At 56.1% G+C, this 17,613-nt stretch carries 7 protein-coding genes; 1 reads left to right on the top strand and 6 read right to left on the bottom strand.

Annotated features, from left to right (window positions below; translation table 11 throughout):
• Positions 1-822, bottom strand: coding sequence for a purine-nucleoside phosphorylase (locus tag N0M98_RS19860; RefSeq protein ID WP_249866274.1), 822 nt, complete (start codon positions 820-822; stop codon positions 1-3).
• 318 nt (positions 823-1,140) lie between these two features.
• Here N0M98_RS19860 and N0M98_RS19855 point away from each other — a divergent pair, with 318 nt between their 5' ends.
• Positions 1,141-2,358 carry an ROK family transcriptional regulator gene (locus N0M98_RS19855; protein ID WP_259618930.1) on the top strand — a complete coding sequence of 406 codons (1,218 nt, stop codon included), beginning with the start codon at positions 1,141-1,143 and terminating at the stop codon, positions 2,356-2,358.
• Between the two features lie 31 nt (positions 2,359-2,389).
• On the opposite strand, the gene N0M98_RS19850 is transcribed toward N0M98_RS19855, so the two are convergent.
• From N0M98_RS19850 to N0M98_RS19830, 5 genes are all read right to left on the bottom strand, one after another.
• Positions 2,390-4,564, bottom strand: a complete 2,175-nt coding sequence (locus N0M98_RS19850; RefSeq protein WP_259618929.1) for an arylsulfatase — start codon at positions 4,562-4,564, stop codon at positions 2,390-2,392.
• A 91-nt stretch (positions 4,565-4,655) separates the two neighbouring features.
• The gene (locus tag N0M98_RS19845) at positions 4,656-6,065 is read right to left on the bottom strand and encodes an MFS transporter (protein WP_259618928.1); all 1,410 of its coding nucleotides are present in this window, start codon (positions 6,063-6,065) and stop codon (positions 4,656-4,658) included.
• A gap of 639 nt (positions 6,066-6,704) precedes the next feature.
• Positions 6,705-7,034, bottom strand: a complete 330-nt coding sequence (gene csaA / locus N0M98_RS19840) for a chaperone CsaA (RefSeq protein ID WP_259618927.1) — start codon at positions 7,032-7,034, stop codon at positions 6,705-6,707.
• A 213-nt stretch (positions 7,035-7,247) separates the two neighbouring features.
• Complete coding sequence (locus N0M98_RS19835) at positions 7,248-7,934, bottom strand: S1 family peptidase (protein ID WP_249865277.1); 687 nt, start codon at positions 7,932-7,934, stop codon at positions 7,248-7,250.
• Positions 7,935-7,964: 30 nt separating this feature from the next.
• Positions 7,965-17,588, bottom strand: coding sequence for a chitobiase/beta-hexosaminidase C-terminal domain-containing protein (locus N0M98_RS19830; RefSeq protein WP_259618926.1), 9,624 nt, complete (start codon positions 17,586-17,588; stop codon positions 7,965-7,967).
• Positions 17,589-17,613 lie beyond the last annotated feature (25 nt).

Below are 17,613 nucleotides of genomic sequence, written 5' to 3'. Positions count from 1 at the left end.
CTACATCTCCCCGATCATGCCGAGCACAAGCCGCAAAAACTTCGGCTTAACCTGCTCCGCAGCCTCCATCACTTCCTCATGCGACAACGGCTGATCCAATATGCCCGCCGCCTTGTTCGTAATGCAGGAGATGCCCAGTACCTCCAGTCCGGCGTGTCCGGCCGCGATCACCTCGGGCACCGTCGACATGCCGACCGCATCGGCTCCCAAGATACGGGCCATGCGGATTTCCGCAGGCGTCTCGAAAGACGGGCCGAGATTGCCCATGTATACGCCTTCACGAAACGCGAAGCCTTGACTTTCGGCAACCCGGTGAGCGAGTCGGATCAGCCGTTTGCTGTAAGCTTCGGACATATCCGGGAACCTCACGCCGAGTTCTTCGTCGTTCGGGCCGATCAGCGGGTTTACGCCCATGTTGTTTATATGATCGGTGATCAGCATCAAGTCTCCGACCTCAAAGCCGGTATTGACCCCGCCCGCGGCATTGGTGACGATCAGCCGCTTCACGCCGAGCGCTTTCATCACGCGAACCGGGAAAGTGACGGCGGACGCGTCATATCCTTCATATAAATGAAAGCGGCCTTTCATCATGACGACAGGCTTGCCGTCAATCATCCCCCCAACAAGCTCTCCGGCATGGCCCTCCACCGTCGAAACCGGAAAATGGGGAATGGCGCGATAAGGAATCACCCGCGCTTCTTGTATTAATTCGGCAATAATACCGAGCCCGGAACCGAGAATCAAACCGATTTCCGGTTGAAGCCCGAGCCTGTTTTCGATAAAAGACGCTGCCTCGCGAATTTGCTGTTTTGCATCCGACATCATGTGCGGCACCTTCCTTATAGTCAATTTAGCTTAGTCGTTCCATGTGTCCATCATAAAGCACAACGGCGATTTTGTAAATATAATAAAATTCAAATTGATAAAAAGTATTTAAAATTACATGTCTTTTCCGCGAATTTATTATGACATTTCCCTGAAACCTAAAGGAGTATAGCGATTTCCTTGCTAGTTTTTATCATTTTTGATTTTAATTATAGATTGCAAGCGGTTTACTATTGGCTCCCGAATCGTGTACAATTGAGAAAAACCTGTATAGATCGTTTACGATACTTTCGCTGCTTACACTGGAGGATGACCATGTTACAAGAATTTGTCGGCCTAATGTCCCCGAAGATGAAAAGCTTGAAGCATCTTTACTATTTGATCAATAAGCTCGGTCCGGTCCGGATCAACACCCTGGTCGAGCAAACCGGATATAAGCACTCTACCTGCTCCCGTCTGGTCGAAGAGCTCGTACAAGCGGGGCTAATCTACGACAGCGGTCTCGGGGAATCGAAGGGCGGGCGCAAGCCTGCGCTGTACGTCATTAAACCGGACTCCTTTTATTTGATCGGGGCGGAAATATCGAGCCTGTTCACGACCGTGCTTCTGCTCGATCTGCAGCTGAACATTATTGCCGAGCACAAGCTGAAAATGAATGAAACATCTACCCCCGAATACACCTTGAACTTTATAAGCGAGCGCATCGACCGGATGCTGGCCGAGCACAGCGTGCCGCGGGAGAGGCTGCTCGGCATCGGTGTCGGAGCGATCGGCCCGATCGACCGGAATGCGGGAACGCTGCTCTCCCATGAGCATATGTTAGCCGGCTGGGAGCGGGTTCATATTGTCGACTTCCTGCAGCGGCGATTTCAGACGACCGTTCTGCTCGATAACGGGATTAATCTGGCCGCGCTCGGCGAATACCGCAGCAAATACTGGAAGCAGGCGGACAGCCTTGTCTACACATCGTCCGGCGTGGCCATTCGCTGCGGCATCATTTTGCAGGGGCAGGTGCTCGGCAGCAAGCTGGATATGGACGATTCGCTCGGGCATATTACGGTGGACGTGCACGGCCGCCGCTGCTCCTGCGGCGCTTACGGCTGTCTGGAAGCGTACAGCAGCTTCCCGTCCGTACGCGAAGAAATCGTGCGCAGAATCAAGCGCGGCAAAGCTTCCGTTCTGCAGCAGATGGTCGGGCAGGCGGACGAGGTGCAGTTCCACCATATCCTGGATGCGCTCGAACAGAACGATCCGCTCTGCTATGACGTCGTAAGAGACGCCGCTTATTACTACGGCATCGGCCTGTCCAACCTGATCCATCTGCTGCGCCCGGAGATGGTTATCGTCGGCGGCGGGCTGGGAGCGAACCTCACCTTTTACGAGATCACGGCGGAAACCGTCCGCAGCCGGCTCCAGCATTACCGCAGCTCCGAAGTGCAAATCGTCAGAGCTTCTACCGGCTATAACGTCGTGGCCGTAGGCGCCGGCTGCATGGTGCTCGACTATTTCATTGAAGAGAAACAAACCGCGTGATCGGCTCACGCGGTTGTTTTTTTGCCTGTTCTTATGCCGGGTCCTTATCGTCGCCCAGTTCATAAACGACTTTCCGGATCGTGCCGCCGTACGGATATTCGCCTTCCTCCATGTACGTTTCCGTGACGGTAGGAAGCGCATCGCGGCCGACGCTGAGCCCTTTGCGGGAAATTTTGAATTTGTACGTGCGCGGGAATTTCCTTTCCCCGACGAGTTTCCCGTTAATATACAAGGAGCCTGTGCCTGCGGTCGACAACGGCTGCTTGGCGAAGACGAAGCGAATCTCCAGCGTCCCCGTAGGAACCTCGCACTCCGAGATCAAAGGAAATAAAGTGCGCATATGATTATACTCAAAATACAGCCGGTTATTGCGGATATAAAGCGTATAACCGCCGTCGTAATTGCCCATCGCCACAAGCACGCCTTCGCATGAGGCGTCCGGACGTTCAATAGCAGCCGTGATGGAATACGACCTGTTCACGGTCGGAGGCGCAGCCGCCGAGCCGATGATCGACACCCCGCCGTAGTAAGTGAACGTATTGCGGTCCGTCACCGACTCCGGATTCGGTTTGGCCAGATCCTTCCAGCCGGCATTGCGCAGCGGCAGCACGTCATAGCGTTCCGCTTCCTGCCACCACAGCTCGATAAGCTGCTGCAGCCGCTCCGGATGTGCGCCCGCCAAATTATTCACTTCATTATAATCGCGGCGCACATCGTACAGCTCCCATACATCGTCCTCGAACGCCGTCCCCATCTTATGATTGGTCACAGCCTTCCAGCCTTCATGGATCATGGCGCGGTTGCCCATCATCTCAAAATGCTGCGAAGCCCGACGCGTCGGCTCATCCGGCTGCGCGAACGTGTAGGCCATGCTCCTGCCGTGAATCGGCATTTGCGGCACGCCGCGAATCGTATCCGGGGGCTGGATATTTAACACCTCGTACACCGTCGGAGTAATATCCGTAATATAATGAAACTGCGAGCGCACCTTGTCGCTGTCCGCGATGCCGCCCTGCGGCCACCGAATAATCAGAGGCACGCGGATACCGCCGAAATACGTCTGCTGCTTATAATAGCGAAGCGGCGTATTGCATACTTGAGCCCAACCGCTCGGATATTCGCAGCTGACGCGGTCGCCGTACATTTGGTCGTAATAGGGCAAAATATCGTCCAGCGTTTCCGTAACGCCTTCGACGATTTTCGAATAATCGACGCTGCCGTTGGCGCGCCCGGTGCTGCTCGCCCCGTTATCGGAGATCAGCACGATCAGCGTATTGTCGTATTGGCCGATTTCCTTCAGGTAGCCGATAAGACGACCGATTTGCGCGTCGGTATGCGTCAGAAATCCGGCGTAAATCTCCATGAACCGCGCCGCAACTTTCCGTTCGTCGGCGGACAGCTCGTCCCACGGGCGGACATCCGGATTGAACGGCGGAAGCTCGGCGTCCTGCGGAATGATTCCCAGCTCCTTTTGCCGCCCGAACCGCTGCTCGCGGACCCGGTCCCAGCCGATATCATATCGGCCCTCGTATTGACGAATGTACTCCAGCGGCGCCTGATGAGGCACATGCTGGGCTCCGAACGCCAAATAGAGGAAGAACGGTTTCTCCGGCATGATCGAGGTCTGATCCGTAACAAATTGCCGGGCGTGATCCACCAAATCCTCCGAGACGTGATACTTCCCGTCCCCCTTGTCCGGACGCGGCACGAAATGATTGTCGTAGACGAGATCCGGATAAAACTGGTCGGTCTCCCCTTCCATAAAGCCGTAAAAGCGCTGAAACCCTTTGCCGAGCGGCCAATAATCGTAAGGCCCCGCCGGCGACGAATGATGCACCGGAGCAAGATGCCATTTGCCGACCGCAAATGTGCCGTACCCGTTATCCTTCAACACTTCCGCGACCGTCCCGGCATGATGCGAGACGCGCCCTCTCGTATTCGGGCTGTCCGGGCCGAGATCGAAATTCGTGATCGTCGCCATGCCGACGGAATGATGATTTCGTCCTGTCAGCAGCGACGCCCGAGTCGGCGAGCATAGCGGCGTAGCGTGAAAATTGTTGTAGCGCAGCCCCTCCGCCGCCAAAGCGTCGATGTTCGGAGTCGCGATTTCCGAGCCGTAGCAGCCCAAATCGCCGAACCCCATATCGTCAAATACAATGTAGATCACATTGGTTTTTTCCTCATTTTTGCGTAAAGCCGTGTTCATCTTCCTTTTTCCTCCTGTATCATTCATTGAATTCCAAGCCGCCCTTTACGGCAAAAACCGGATCACACACGTGACCCGGTCGGTGACGAATTTAAACTTGAGCTTGTGTTCCGAATTCTTCCGTCCGGTTAAACTTCTTACTAAACACGCTGATAAAAATCATTGTGGCTGCCGCGATCATCAGCATCAGGATTAAGGATAAATTGCTGTATTGAGCGGATTTGGCGTTCGCCGAAAAATCGATGATTTTGTGCATCATATACGGCTGGCCGTACAGCATCGCCATGAATGCGCCTCCCAAGGAGCTTCCGATGTTGAGCACCAGCTTCTCGATCCCGATGCCGGCGCCTCTTTGATGCTCCGGCAGCAATTGCGTATAGTTGGCCAAATATCCGGAGAAAAATAAAGCGTACCCGATATTGAACAGACCCATTCCTACGAAGGCGACGACAACCGAATATCCTACCAGCAACGCTACGAGAGCCAGTCCGGCGAAAATAAAGGCGCCTCCCATCAAAGCGATATTGCGATAACCGATCCCCTTGATGATTTTCCCGGACAGCATCCCTACAATAAAGGCTGCGATATTCGTAACCATATAGAATACGCCTATCGTGCTGGTCGAAATGCCGTAAGTTTGGTTGACAATGAACGGGAAGATGAAGGCGAAGCCGACCTGCGTGCCATAGAACAAAGCGCAGACGATCAGGGAAGCGATAATCCCTTTTACCTTGAACAGCTCCGGTTTAACGAACGGATTTCTGCTTTGCTTCGTATAAACGACAAAAATAACAATAAAGATGAGCGCCAAAATAAGCAGCACGGTGTATTGCATTTTAAACGTCATATAGGTGATTAATAAAGTGGAAATAACGGTCAGCAATATCAAACCGATATAATCGAAGGAGCCGCGTTTGCTCTCGTCCTTCGGCATGTTCTTATAAATGATCGGCACGCCTATCAGCGTGACAAGCGGAATAAGGAACGTAACGTTCCAATGCAAATACTCCGTGATATAGCCGCCGAACAAATGTCCTGCCGCCGACGCTAGCTGGAAAATCGCCGTATTGTATCCGAAATATTTGGCTGCGGTCAGCTTGTCGAAATATTTGATCGCAACCATCACCTGCAAGGCTAAGGGCGCGGCAATCGTAATGGCGAACAGCGCGCGGAATACGATCAGCAAAGTAAAGCTGTGCTGCGAGAAGAAACCGAGCAGCGTGACGACCGGAAAGACGAAGCAAGTAAACAACAGCAGCTTCCTGATGCTTACTACGTCGGATAAAGCCGTAAATACAATCGCCGCTATCCCGAAAAATAATTTGCCTAATGTGACAATCAAGCTCACCGTAGACGGAGTAACGTTAAACTCTTGCGTAAGATCGGGTGTAATTAAGTTGAATACGTTTTCATTAAAAACTTGAAAAAATTCATAGAGCAAAATCCAGGGCATGCACTTGATGACTTTTCTCTGAATTTCTTCCTTCTGCAGACCGGTCATGGTCTTCCTCCTCTTCATAATGAAAGATGCTTTTTGCGTAAGCTGCGGGAGATAGTTTGCTTCTATAGAAATTTCAATGATTTTGCTACTTGCTTCGCCTGCTTCAGCCCCCTAAATTCAGCTTTAAAATCGATATTCTAATCATATACGATTTAATCTCAATTTGTAAATGTATTTTATTCATTTTGATAAAAAGTTTATTGGTTCAATTCCCACATCATACAATCCGGTTGTTGTTTTTGGAATAATGTGGATTGAAACACTCAATTTTCTAGTTTTATTCGCTCTTTCGCCATGATTTCATTTTTTATTTTTCTCATATTGAATATAAAATCATACAGCTTCCAAAATAATAAAAAAGCACCTATTCGCAGCCTTTTCCACGAGTACGACCAACTTTATGAAACGCAGAACAAATCCCCCAAAAGTGACGTGATGCTCTGAAGCTTATTCCGTCCGCATCCAGCCTAAGCTGGATCGGCGTCTAACCATTCAGCTAGGATCGTTCTATGGTTAGACATTACTTTCGGGGGAGCCCCCGGATATCCACAGGATATTGCTGCGCATCATTTCCTAAACAACAAAAAAGACCGCCGCGGCGGTCTGTGAAATTCCTTTTGTGCAACGCTGCAGGATCCGTTAGGCGATAGGAGTCCCGTCGGCAACCCGCACATCCGGCCGTAACAGCACCACATCGCCTTCTTCGGGCACTCCCCCGAGGACAAGCACTTCCGAGTTAAAGCCGGCGATACGTCTCGGCGGAAAATTAACGATCGCCGCCACCTGGCGCCCGATCAGCTTGTCCGGCTCATACCGCTTCGTAATTTGGGCGGATGAACGTTTTATCCCCAGCTCGCCGAAATCGATTTCCAGCTTAATGGCGGGCTTACGCGCCTCCGGAAACGGCTCTGCGCGCCGAATCGTCCCGATTCGGATATCCAATTTCAAAAAATCGTCGATAGCAGCCATAACTAACTATACCTCCATATGCTCTGGTCAGCGGGCTTCCGGCCGAATCTCGCTGTTATGCAAACTCTATCGCTATATTGTATCCGATAAGCTGCACCGAACAAAAGGGAAAAGAAGCTTATAACGGAAAAAGCCGGCATCGCCCGAAAGCGTGCCGGCTCTTGTTGCCGATTCAAAATGCGCAGCTGTTTCGCCGCGACGATCGCCCCCGCCTTACTGCTTAGGCAAAAGAGACTGTAAATCGCTGACCGGAATAACCAGATGGATATTGTTCATCGTCTTCAGCGATCCGGATATAATGCCGGCCAGCCGGCCGTACCGGTCGATGAGCGGCCCTCCGGACATGCCGCTGACGATTTGGGCGGAGGTTAATATTCTGCCTCTCCCGTTAATTTCCGCATGCGGCGAGTTGATAATGCCTTCGGTGATGATCGGAGTATCCTTCATCGGGTACCCGAGGGCGAATACGTTCTCGCCGTGCTTGACCGCCGTATCCCGGATCGGTAAAGCCGGGTACGCCGCATTCCCCTCCACTCCCGCATCGGGAGCGGGGAGCTTCAGGAGCGCCGCGTCCGTCTCTTGATCGCAGCCGAGCACCTCGATCGAGGATACCGCGCGTCCGTCGCTCAGCACCGCTTCCAGCCGTGCGGCCTCGGTTAGAACGTGGCAGGCGGTAGCGGCCAATCCGTCGGCGGAGATTATCACTCCGGTTCCCGTAGCTTTGAGAGCATCGTCCGCGTTCAAAGCCCTGATGTAGAATACGGCGCTTTGCGCCCGCTCATACATCTCCTCCGCGTTGTAAACCGCCGCTTCATCGGCGTTAGCTTTGGTGAACAGGCTCATGCCGGACAACAGCAATACGAGCAATCCTAAGCCAAGCGCCGCCGCTTTTCGTTTCATGGTTCATTACCGCCTCTCCGGTTCTAATGCTTATTTCTTCGCTGCCATAATATCTTGATAAGCCCAATGATCGGAAGGCAGGTCGCTGAATGCCGCAGGCAAATCCTGCTTCTCCTTGCCGATCACACGATTGATCAGAACGACGGCCTGCGCCCTCGTCATCTCGCTGTCGGGCTGGAACGTGCCGTCCGGGAAGCCGTCGACATAGCCCGCTTTTGTAAAGGCGTTGATATACTTCTCCGCCCAATGACCGGATACGTCGGATAAGGAAGCTTCTCCGGTTTCTTGAATATCCAGCTTCAGCACTCTGGACATAATGACGACGAATTCGGCTCTCGTCAGTCCCTTGTCCCCGCCGAACGTACGATCGGGATAACCGTCGATAATGCCCGCCGATGTAAAGAACGCGACGTCGTCTTGCTTGCGGCTGCTAACATCGCTCAACATGTTGGCAACGTTGACGTCCTCCATATTCAACAGCGGCTTGAGCATATCCGTAATTTCATAACGGTTCAGCGTAGCATCCGGCCGGAATTCGTTGTTATCGTAACCGGAAATATACTTCACTTGGCCGGCGTCGCTTTTCAATTCGTACTTGGCGTTTTCGACCTGGCAATCGATCGTCACGACTTGATCGTTTTGATCGGTAATCATCTTGACGGTCATATTCCGCGTAATGATCAGTTCCCCGGTATAACGGAGACTGTCCTTGGTCGGAGTCGTGCCGTCGGTTGTGTAGTAGATCGTTTGCCCTTCCGGCGCCGTCAAAGCCAATTTGCTGTTTACGGCAAAAGTGACCGGCGTGCCGTTATCGGTCGCAACCGATTTTTGACCTACTTTAGCCGTGATGACCGGTTCCGGCTGGGCAGGCAGTGCAAAACCGCCGCCCCCGCCTCCGCCTCGCGAATGCTCGCGCATCGTCCAGGTCCAGGAATAGATCTCGCTAGGCTCCTTATCCTCCGCAATCGTAACCGCCTTGATCGTTGTCGTGCCGTACAGCGTGATCGGCGAGCTGTACACCTTCGACCACCGGTCCGGCTCGCTGCCGTCCAGCGTGTAATAGATCGTTCCGTTCGCTTCATCGCTTGCCAGAGCAACGGAAGTCATGTCCGTGAACGGATTGCTGCCGGAAACCGCCTTAGGCTTCTGCGCAGTCTCTGCAAACGCAAAGGCCGGTTTGTTCACGGTGAACGATCTGGACTCTCCGCCCACCGCGGCTTTTAATACCGCGCTGCCGGACGAGATCATCGCGCCCTTCAGCGATCCCGAAGTGCTGCCGATGGAAATCTCCTTCGGATCGGCGCTCCATACCACATTCTTATCCGGAGTCAGTCCGAACTCGGATCGGATCTGATGAATCGTATCCTTCTCTCCCGGAATGACGGCCGCTGCGCTCAGCTTGGACGCCAAGCTGCCGCCGAAAGCGACCAGCTGCGGATAAAATCCTTGAACCGCCTGCCATCTTTCCTTGCTCAGGGTTAACGGCAGCGAGCCGCTAACCAAATCTTGAGCCGTTAATCCGGACGCTTCGCCCGCCGCCCCCGCCGATCTTGCTCCGGCGGCGCTGTAGTACGCAGTATCCGATTTGAGCATCTGCTTGTTAAAGGCCGTATTGCTGATCGCAGCCGCCTCTTCCTTCAGCCCGGCAATCCCGCCGAAATACGTTTTGCCCGGAATGATGAGCCCGTTCACCGCCGCGCCGATCTCGCCGTCATTCAGCGAATCGCGGATCGTGCCCGCTGCGGCGTATCCGGCAATGCCTCCGGCCCGCACAATGGCAGTTCCTTCGGCGGACAGTCGTCCCGAATAGTACGTGTCGGCGATCGTACCGCGATTGATCCCCGCGATGCCGCCCGCTGTGGCCTGCTCCGCCGCGATCGTGAGATCGGCATAGGAGAACGATTCGCCGATGACGCCGGACGGCCTGTTCTCTCCGGCGATTCCGCCGGCAACCGCCGGCTGCGCCCCCTTCGTCATGCCGATGCTGCCTCTGGAATAAGCTTGGCTTATATTCCCTTCATTGACTCCGGCAATGCCGCCCGCCGTGCCGCCCGTCGCGTCAACGCTGCCGCTCACGGAGATATGCTCCGCGCTTCCGCTATTGATGCCGACGGCTCCGCCGATATTGTCCTTGCCGGTCAAGGTCAGAGCTTGAATGCCGACGTTCGACAGCGTGCCCTTATTGCTGCCCGCCGCGCCGCCGGTATTGCCGGCTCCGTCCACAAAGACGGCTTGAGCGTTCACTTCGGCCACCTTATTGCCGTTGGCTCCGGTAACGCCGCCGGTATAATCGGAACCGGTGACGTTCGCCGATTGAATGTCGGCATGCGTTAGCTCGCCTTCATTCGTTCCTGCCACACCGCCGGTATATCCGGCGCCGGTGACGTTCACCGATTGAATATTCGCTTTCGTCAGCTCGCCTTCATTGGCTCCGGTTACCCCGCCGGTATACCCGGCTCCGGCTACGTTCAGCGATTGAATGCCGATGTCGGACATCAAGCCTTTGTTTAAGCCTGCCGCGCCGCCGATATACTCCCCACCGGTTAAGCTCAGGGACGGGATGCTGATATTGGTCAGCGTGCCTTCATTCGTGCCGGCTGCGCCTCCGGTATAATCCGCGCCCTTCACCGAACCGCTAATGGCAATGCCGCTGATCGTCGCTCCCGCATGGTTGATCCCGGCGACAATCCCCGTATTCGTCCCTGCCGTGATGTTCGTTTCGGCGAAGATAACGTTCTTGATCGTTCCGTAGTTCTCGGCCGCGAAGCCGTAAGCCGCGGAATCCTCCGCCGTGCCTTGAAGCCCGCGGATCGTTTTTCCTTGGCCGTCGAACTCGCCCCGGAACGCTGCGAAAGGTTCCCAAGCGGCCCCTTCCAGCGAAATATCCGCTCCGAGAGCAAGATGATTCAGCGCCGGTCCGGCATCCGCCGTCCGGTTGAACAAACGGTAATACGTCGTGTCCGCATCATTGTACAGCTTCACGATGCCTACGAATTGTCTGCCGCTTTGAACGGCGATGTCCGCGGAGCCGTATTGGCTCAGGAACGATGCGTCGACGTCAAAGTTCCAGCGCCCGAAGCCGTAAGAGCTTGTCAGATCGCTGTCCGCTTTCGCCGCTTCCGCGGCCGCCAGACTGCGCCCGATAGGCTCCAGCTTGCCGAGATAGAAGGACCCGGTTACGCTTGCGTTCCTGAAGTTGTAACCGATCAGCGCTCCGCTGAACGCATTGGCCCCGCTCACATTCATCGTAACGTCTGCGGTGCCCGCATACGCGCGCTCGATCACGCCGTCGTTATATCCTGCGAAGCCGCCGGTATAAGACCGGCTCGCATAATTGACGCCGCTCGCCGCCACCTTCCCTTGCATCGCATACGCATTCTTCACGCTTGCCGCCCTCTCGACGATCCCGGCGAAGCCGCCGGTTCTCGTATCGGAGCCCGCATTCGTCACATTGCCCGCAGCATAGGCGCCCTCGATCCCGTAACGGTCCGCGGAGCCGGCGAAGCCGCCCGCGTACGCGCCCGTGATGCCTTGAACGTCGACGGTCCCTTTGGCATACGCCCGCTTGATCGTGCCCGAGCCCGCCGGATCGAGATCGCCGAGCAGGCCCGCAAAGCCGCCTGCGTAAATCGTATTGTCCTGATTGTCGCACACGACTTGCACAGGTATATCGGCAAAGGAATCGGCGAATAACGTATTATCGGCCGTTCCGACAAAACCTCCGACATGAGTGGCCGGTACCATCCCCGGCTTGGTCACGGCGCTGGCAACCGCAATCTTCTCGCCCGCCGACGATACGGCGTTCGAATAATGGATCTCGCCGCCTGCCGCTTGGCCGACTACGCCGCCGACATGATAGACGCGGCTGGTGTCGGCTGTTATGCCGCTATGCGCCGCCGTGCTGACGATGATGCCGGTGCTGAAGCCTGCCGTTCCGCCTGCGGAAACCGTCTTCCCTCCGCTGACCGCTATCGGCGCTGCGGATACGGAATGATAGATGGAAGCCGTGTGATTCCGGCCCGCGATACCGCCTACATACAAATCCCCGCCGTTATCCGTACCGGCGGCTTGGATCGCACCGGACGATACCGAAGCGTTGTACACCCCTTGGTAGAAAGGAGCAAGCTTGCCGAAATCGAAGCTCTTGTTGACGTCGCTCGAAGACAACATCCCGGCAACGCCGCCGACGATACCATCGCCCGCTCCGGATACGGAGTGAATATCCGATTTCACGTCAAGCATATACAGAATCGAATCTTCCGCTTGCCCTGCGATGCCGCCTGCTGCAACGCTCTTTCCCGCAGCCCGCAGAACGCCGCTCACCGCAGCGTCGCGCACGGCCGCATGAGCAAGCTTGCCCGCAATGCCGCCGAGCACCGCATTCTCGCTGGAGTCGTAGGTAGCCAGATTGAGCTGACCCGCCTTCACCTGATCCAGGTCAAACGCACTAATGCCTTGGCCTTCCTTGCTTCCCACGATGCCGCCGACCGTTCCGTTGCCCGTCATAACCCAAGTGTCGGCTGCAGCTGCAACCTCCGCTTGATGAATCGGGTTATCGGAGCCGGATTGCCCGATGAGTCCGCCCAGGATCGAGCCTGCTCCCGGCGCTTCCAGCTTGCTATCCGCTGTGAAGGACAGACGGATCGCATCCGCTTTGCCGGATACGTACTGGCCGATCAAACCGCCGGCCGTGCTGCCTGCTCCCGAAGCGGACAGCTGCGCCGCCGTATCGATGCTCAGAGCGCTGACATCGCCGGCTTGCTTGCCGACCAGTCCGCCGATCGTCGCATTGGCCGCAGAGCTGACGACATTGCCGCCGATCGTCGTGAATTTGACGATACCCGGATGAAGGGCAACCGTATTCTCGCCGATAAACCCTCCGGCAATCGGATTCGTTCCTGTCGCTTCTACCCGTGCTCCGCTTTCCGAGCTCAGAGTGAGCTCAGAGAGCGTTCCTGTGTTTTTGCCGATCATGCCGCCCGCGGTGCTTCCGCTGACGGCGGCGCTGCCCGTCAGCTTGACGCTGATATGGGACACCGCGCCTTTATTCAATCCCGCAAGCGAACCTGCATATTGCTGCCCGGTTACGGATAGAGGCTCCAATTTGACGCGGTCCACTTTGGCCTTCTGTCCGATGACTCCGAACAACCCCGAATACAGGGAGTTCGCCGGAGCCGTCAAGGTCAGACCGTCGATCAATTGATCCCCGCCGTCAAAACTGCCTTGAAACGCGCTTTCTTCATTAAACCCGATAGGTATCCACTGCTTCGACTGGATGTGAATCGGCTTCACGACCTTAATCGTTCTTCCTTCGAAAGAGAACTGGGAGACGCCGGGAATCGTCCCGTTCACAATCGCCGCGAGTCCGGCAAGCTCAGCCTCGCTCTTCACTTCGAAGGTGATTGCTCCCTTATCTCTTACGTACCAGTTGATATTGGCATTGACATCTTCGCCGCCTCCCGTCTCTCCGCCGTCATTGGCAGTGCGGATGAGTTCGGGATATTTATACTCGGCATCGAGCGATCCGTATCTCCAGGTCGTATTGAAATCCCAGCCGGACAAGCCCGGGAAGTAGCTCCGGTCCTTCAGCGTTGCAGCGAGGATCGTGGTGAGGCGCGCCTGCGCGTTCAGCCAGAGGAAGCTGCCGTCCGCAAAATCCGGTAAATCCCCGTTGATGTCGTTATCTACGTCTTTTACGTAATACGCTTTATACAGCAGTTCTTTGTTGTTGTTATCGTAGCGTCCGGCAAAGCCGCCCGCATACGAGCCTTCGGCCGCAGTTACCTTGCCCGCCGAATAGGCTGTCGTTACCGTACCGCTTGTAATGCGGCCGAGAAGCCCTCCGGCATAAGAATGATCGGCTCCGGCAATAACCTCTTTGGCTGCGTAGGAATTCGTAATCTCGCCTGCGGCATGCTCGCCCACCAGGCCGCCGACGATCGAGTAGCTGCCGCGCGCGGTCACGGTGGAAACCGAGTACGATTTGTCGATATTACCGCTGTTACGGCCGATGAGTCCGCCCAAATAGACGGAATCTCCCGCGACTCCATGCGCATTGCCCGTAATTGCGATGTCCACATAGGATGCGGTCACTTGCCCCCGGTTTTCGCCGGCCAAGCCGCCGCCCATCGTATGCTCGCCCTCAATGCTCAGATTGGCATTCGAATAAGTGTAGTACAAGATGCCGTTTTCCGTATTTAAACCGGCCAGACCGCCGACGATACCGGAGTTTCCTTCGGAAGTCACCGATATCTTATCGGAAATGCTGTTATTGGCAATCAGGCTCCGGTTCTCGCCGACCAGACCGCCCGTCACCGCGGACTCCGCGCTGACGAGCATCGTACCGACGATTCGGCTGTTCTGAATCGTGCTGACGGCTTTGCCCGGTTCGGCACTCGGATCTCCCGCGCGCCGGTCATTGATCCCGGCGATGCCCCCGACAATCGGCGACACCGCCGTAGGAGTAACCTTCAAGCTGAGCGCATCCGTGTTGTTATTGATAATAACGGCGGTATCTGTGCCCAGATTATAGCCTGTCATGCCGCCGACGACCGCATTAGGGCCGCTGATGACCAAATTAACCGAGCCGGAGAACACTTTCTCCACCCGGGTTTTATCGTTATAGCCCGCGATACCGCCGGCATAAGACGATGCTGCGGCAGCCGATCCGACGATAAATACATTGTCCGCATTCGTCTTGCTTGCGTCGCCGGTAATGCTGCCGTTCTCGATTTTGCCGGCGATGCCTCCCGCTATCGTGTTAACTCCGTCGTAAGATAGCGTAGCGTAATCGGGAAGCGCGGCGTCAACGACGGAATCCTTGATCTCCGTGCGTTTGGCGTATCCGGCAATACCGCCGATCACATCGCTCACTCCGGTCGCCTTGATCAATGTTCCTTCTCCGGCATGAACCCAAGCATTGCTGATGACAGCCGGCGACGCGCTCCCGTCGGGAGCTTCTGAGCGTCCGGCAATGCCGCCGGCCTCGCCCGCTTCGCCGCTAATCTCAAGCTGATGCGCTTTAGCTGACGAGCCTGCGATCGTTCCGCTATTATTGCCGGCAATCCCGCCGACTTGGTTCGCCGTTCCCGACGCCGTCACACGCACATTTTCGGCCAAGCCTTTCGGAGCTACGCTCCGGTTTTCGCCGAACAGTCCGCCGATCTGAAGATGGTCTCCCGCCGCCGTAACGGCAACGTCTTCGGCCTTGACGACGAATCCGTCGGCAGCCTCGCTGCCTTGGGCCGTATCTTGAACGCCTGCGGCGCCGCCGAACTTGATGCCGTTAGCCGGGATTTCGACCGTCACGCCTTCGATAGATAGAAACGCCTGATGCGCGCGGTTTACGCCGACCGCTCCGCCGACTTGGCTGTTATCGGCGTTCACCTCGATAGCCATTTGCTTGACCTGCAGCGGCGATCCCGCAGCCCCAAGCTGCGCTTCCGGCGTCAATACGCCCGCTACCGCGCCCAAGCTATAATCGGTTCTTCCCGCTTCGTTCAGCAGGGCGGTGCGGGTAACCAGGGCGTCCGTCACCGCCAGCGGCCCTTCATTGCGCCCGACGATGCCGCCGGCCGTCAGCCGGTCGATGCCTGCCGCAGCGGCAAGCTGCACACTGTCGCTGCCAGCCGCGGCCGCATCCCCGACCGTTGCGCCGCTAATGGAGCCCTGCGCCGTACCGGCAATGCCGCCCGCAAAGCCGTCCGCGGTTTGCACCGTCGCGCCGGCATATTGAACGGCCGCATGGCTGACGCTGCCGTTCAAATACCCCGCAACGCCGCCGACGAAGCCGTCGGAGACAAGCTGCGTGTAGCTTCCGGCCGTATTTCCTACGTTGGCTCCCGCAATGGAGCCGCCGTCGACATAGCCTGCAATCCCGCCGGTATAGGTTCCGGCTCCGCCTCCGGTGGATGTAATCGTACCGCCCTTATAGGTCGGCACCCCGTCGACAACCCCGGCCGGCGTCCGTTTGAACGAAGCTCCGCTCACGGTTCCGCCTCCGGCGAAATAACCGACGACGCCTCCCGTGCTGATCGTGCTGCCGGGCGCGGACGCCGCGGCCGTGACCGTAATGTCGCTTGCGAACGATGCGTTCGTGATTTGTTTATCCGGGCTGTCGGCGCCGACCATGCCGATGAATCCCCCGGTATACAGCTTCGTTTTCCCGCTGACCGTCAAATTGCCGACGCTGGAGACGTTGCTCGTTTCTACCGTCGACGTTTGAGTGACATCCGTCCTTGCATAAGCCCGGTTGGAAACGATACCCCCCGTATAGACTCCCGTGCCCCCGCTTACGGTGATGCTTCCGCTGTTTTCGTAAGCCGACGGGCTGCCGTCCTGAAGCAAGACCCGCTGCTCGGCGTAACCGATCAAGCCGCCGGTATACGCCTCATCCGGTTGACCGGACAGCGCGCCGGATACGCGGATCGCCCCCGTATTTTTGCCGGCTCCGTTCAAGGCGAGGTCGCCTGTTGCATAGCCGAACAGACCGCCGGTATAGACGTGGTCTTTACCTGTCGCAGTAACCGCCACATTGTTCACATAGCCTTTTTTCCAGGAAAAGGCGCCTTCGATATAGCCGGCGAGCCCGCCCGTGTGGACGCCCGTTCCGCCGTTATTCGTAACGGCTCCGGTGTTGCCGAAGGGCAAATCCGCATTCCCAGTGCCCAGCGAGCCTGCCAGCCCGCCCGCATACGTTCCGGCTGCCGCCGGAGCGTTGATCGTAACCGCAGCGCTGTTGGTGGTTGCCGCGGAGAAGCTCAATACCCCGTTCGCCTTGCCTACAATACCTCCGGCATACAGCTTCGAGCCTCCGGCAACCGTTACGGCGCCCGAGTTGGATATGATCGTATTGTCTTGATTCATCGCTATGGATAGAGGTGAATAACCGACAATGCCTCCGGCATATACGGACTGGTCCGCTTTGCCCGTTGCATTAAGCGCTCCGGTATTCCATATTTTGACCATTTTCCCGTATACGCTGCCTGTAACTCCGCCGGCATACACATTGCCCCCGGAGGCGGTTACCGCACCGGTATTTCTCAGGTTGGATAACGTGCCTGCGCCTTGACCTACGATGCCCCCGACATACGTATCCCGGTTCGGCGAATCGACGGTAACGGGCACATTGCTTGTAATATCGTACAAAATGCTGTTGTTAACCATTTTGCCGACCGCTGTGCCTGCGTAGACATCAGAAGTAACGGAAGACAGCGAAATCGCCCCGGTTTCCGTAAAATGGAACCCGCCCACCGTCGCGCCGTCCATGTACCCGATAAAACCGCTGTACATCGTATTATCGCTGATCTTCATGCCGCGAATTTCAATGGTGGCACCATGAGCCGTAATTAATGTGCCTTTGAACGGATTGGCTTCCGTTCCGATCGGTACCCACAGATAAGCGGACAAATCCAGATCTTGATTGACCTCCAGCGTTTTACCGCTAAATCCGTTAATCGGTACGTCGTTTGCATTTTTTCCCGCATTAACGAGCTTGGCGACACCCGCCAGCTTCGCCGGCGTATCGATGGTATACGTCTGGAATTCTGTGTAGTTATCGAACCAGCTCGTATCCGCATGATTGCCGTCGGTCCAACGGCTCGTGCTCGCATTCGCGTGAAAGGTCATCAAGCCTGCCAGTAACAGAAGAAACATAACAGCAAACCCAATCGCATAGATT

Source organism: Paenibacillus doosanensis, assembly GCF_025060755.1.
Classification (GTDB): Bacteria; Bacillota; Bacilli; order Paenibacillales; family NBRC-103111; genus Paenibacillus_S; species Paenibacillus_S doosanensis.
This window is presented reverse-complemented; position numbering and strand designations above follow the sequence as displayed.

Bases quoted from the DNA above. Each gene is read 5' to 3' on its own strand.
- N0M98_RS19855 (WP_259618930.1), top strand. From the start codon at position 1,141: ATGTTACAAGAATTTGTCGGCCTAATGTCCCCGAAGATGAAAAGCTTG.
- csaA (WP_259618927.1), bottom strand. From the start codon at position 7,034: ATGGCTGCTATCGACGATTTTTTGAAATTGGATATCCGAATCGGGACG.
- N0M98_RS19830 (WP_259618926.1), bottom strand. From the start codon at position 17,588: ATGTTTCTTCTGTTACTGGCAGGCTTGATGACCTTTCACGCGAATGCG.
- N0M98_RS19860 (WP_249866274.1), bottom strand. From the start codon at position 822: ATGTCGGATGCAAAACAGCAAATTCGCGAGGCAGCGTCTTTTATCGAA.
- N0M98_RS19850 (WP_259618929.1), bottom strand. From the start codon at position 4,564: ATGAACACGGCTTTACGCAAAAATGAGGAAAAAACCAATGTGATCTAC.
- N0M98_RS19835 (WP_249865277.1), bottom strand. From the start codon at position 7,934: ATGAAACGAAAAGCGGCGGCGCTTGGCTTAGGATTGCTCGTATTGCTG.
- N0M98_RS19845 (WP_259618928.1), bottom strand. From the start codon at position 6,065: ATGACCGGTCTGCAGAAGGAAGAAATTCAGAGAAAAGTCATCAAGTGC.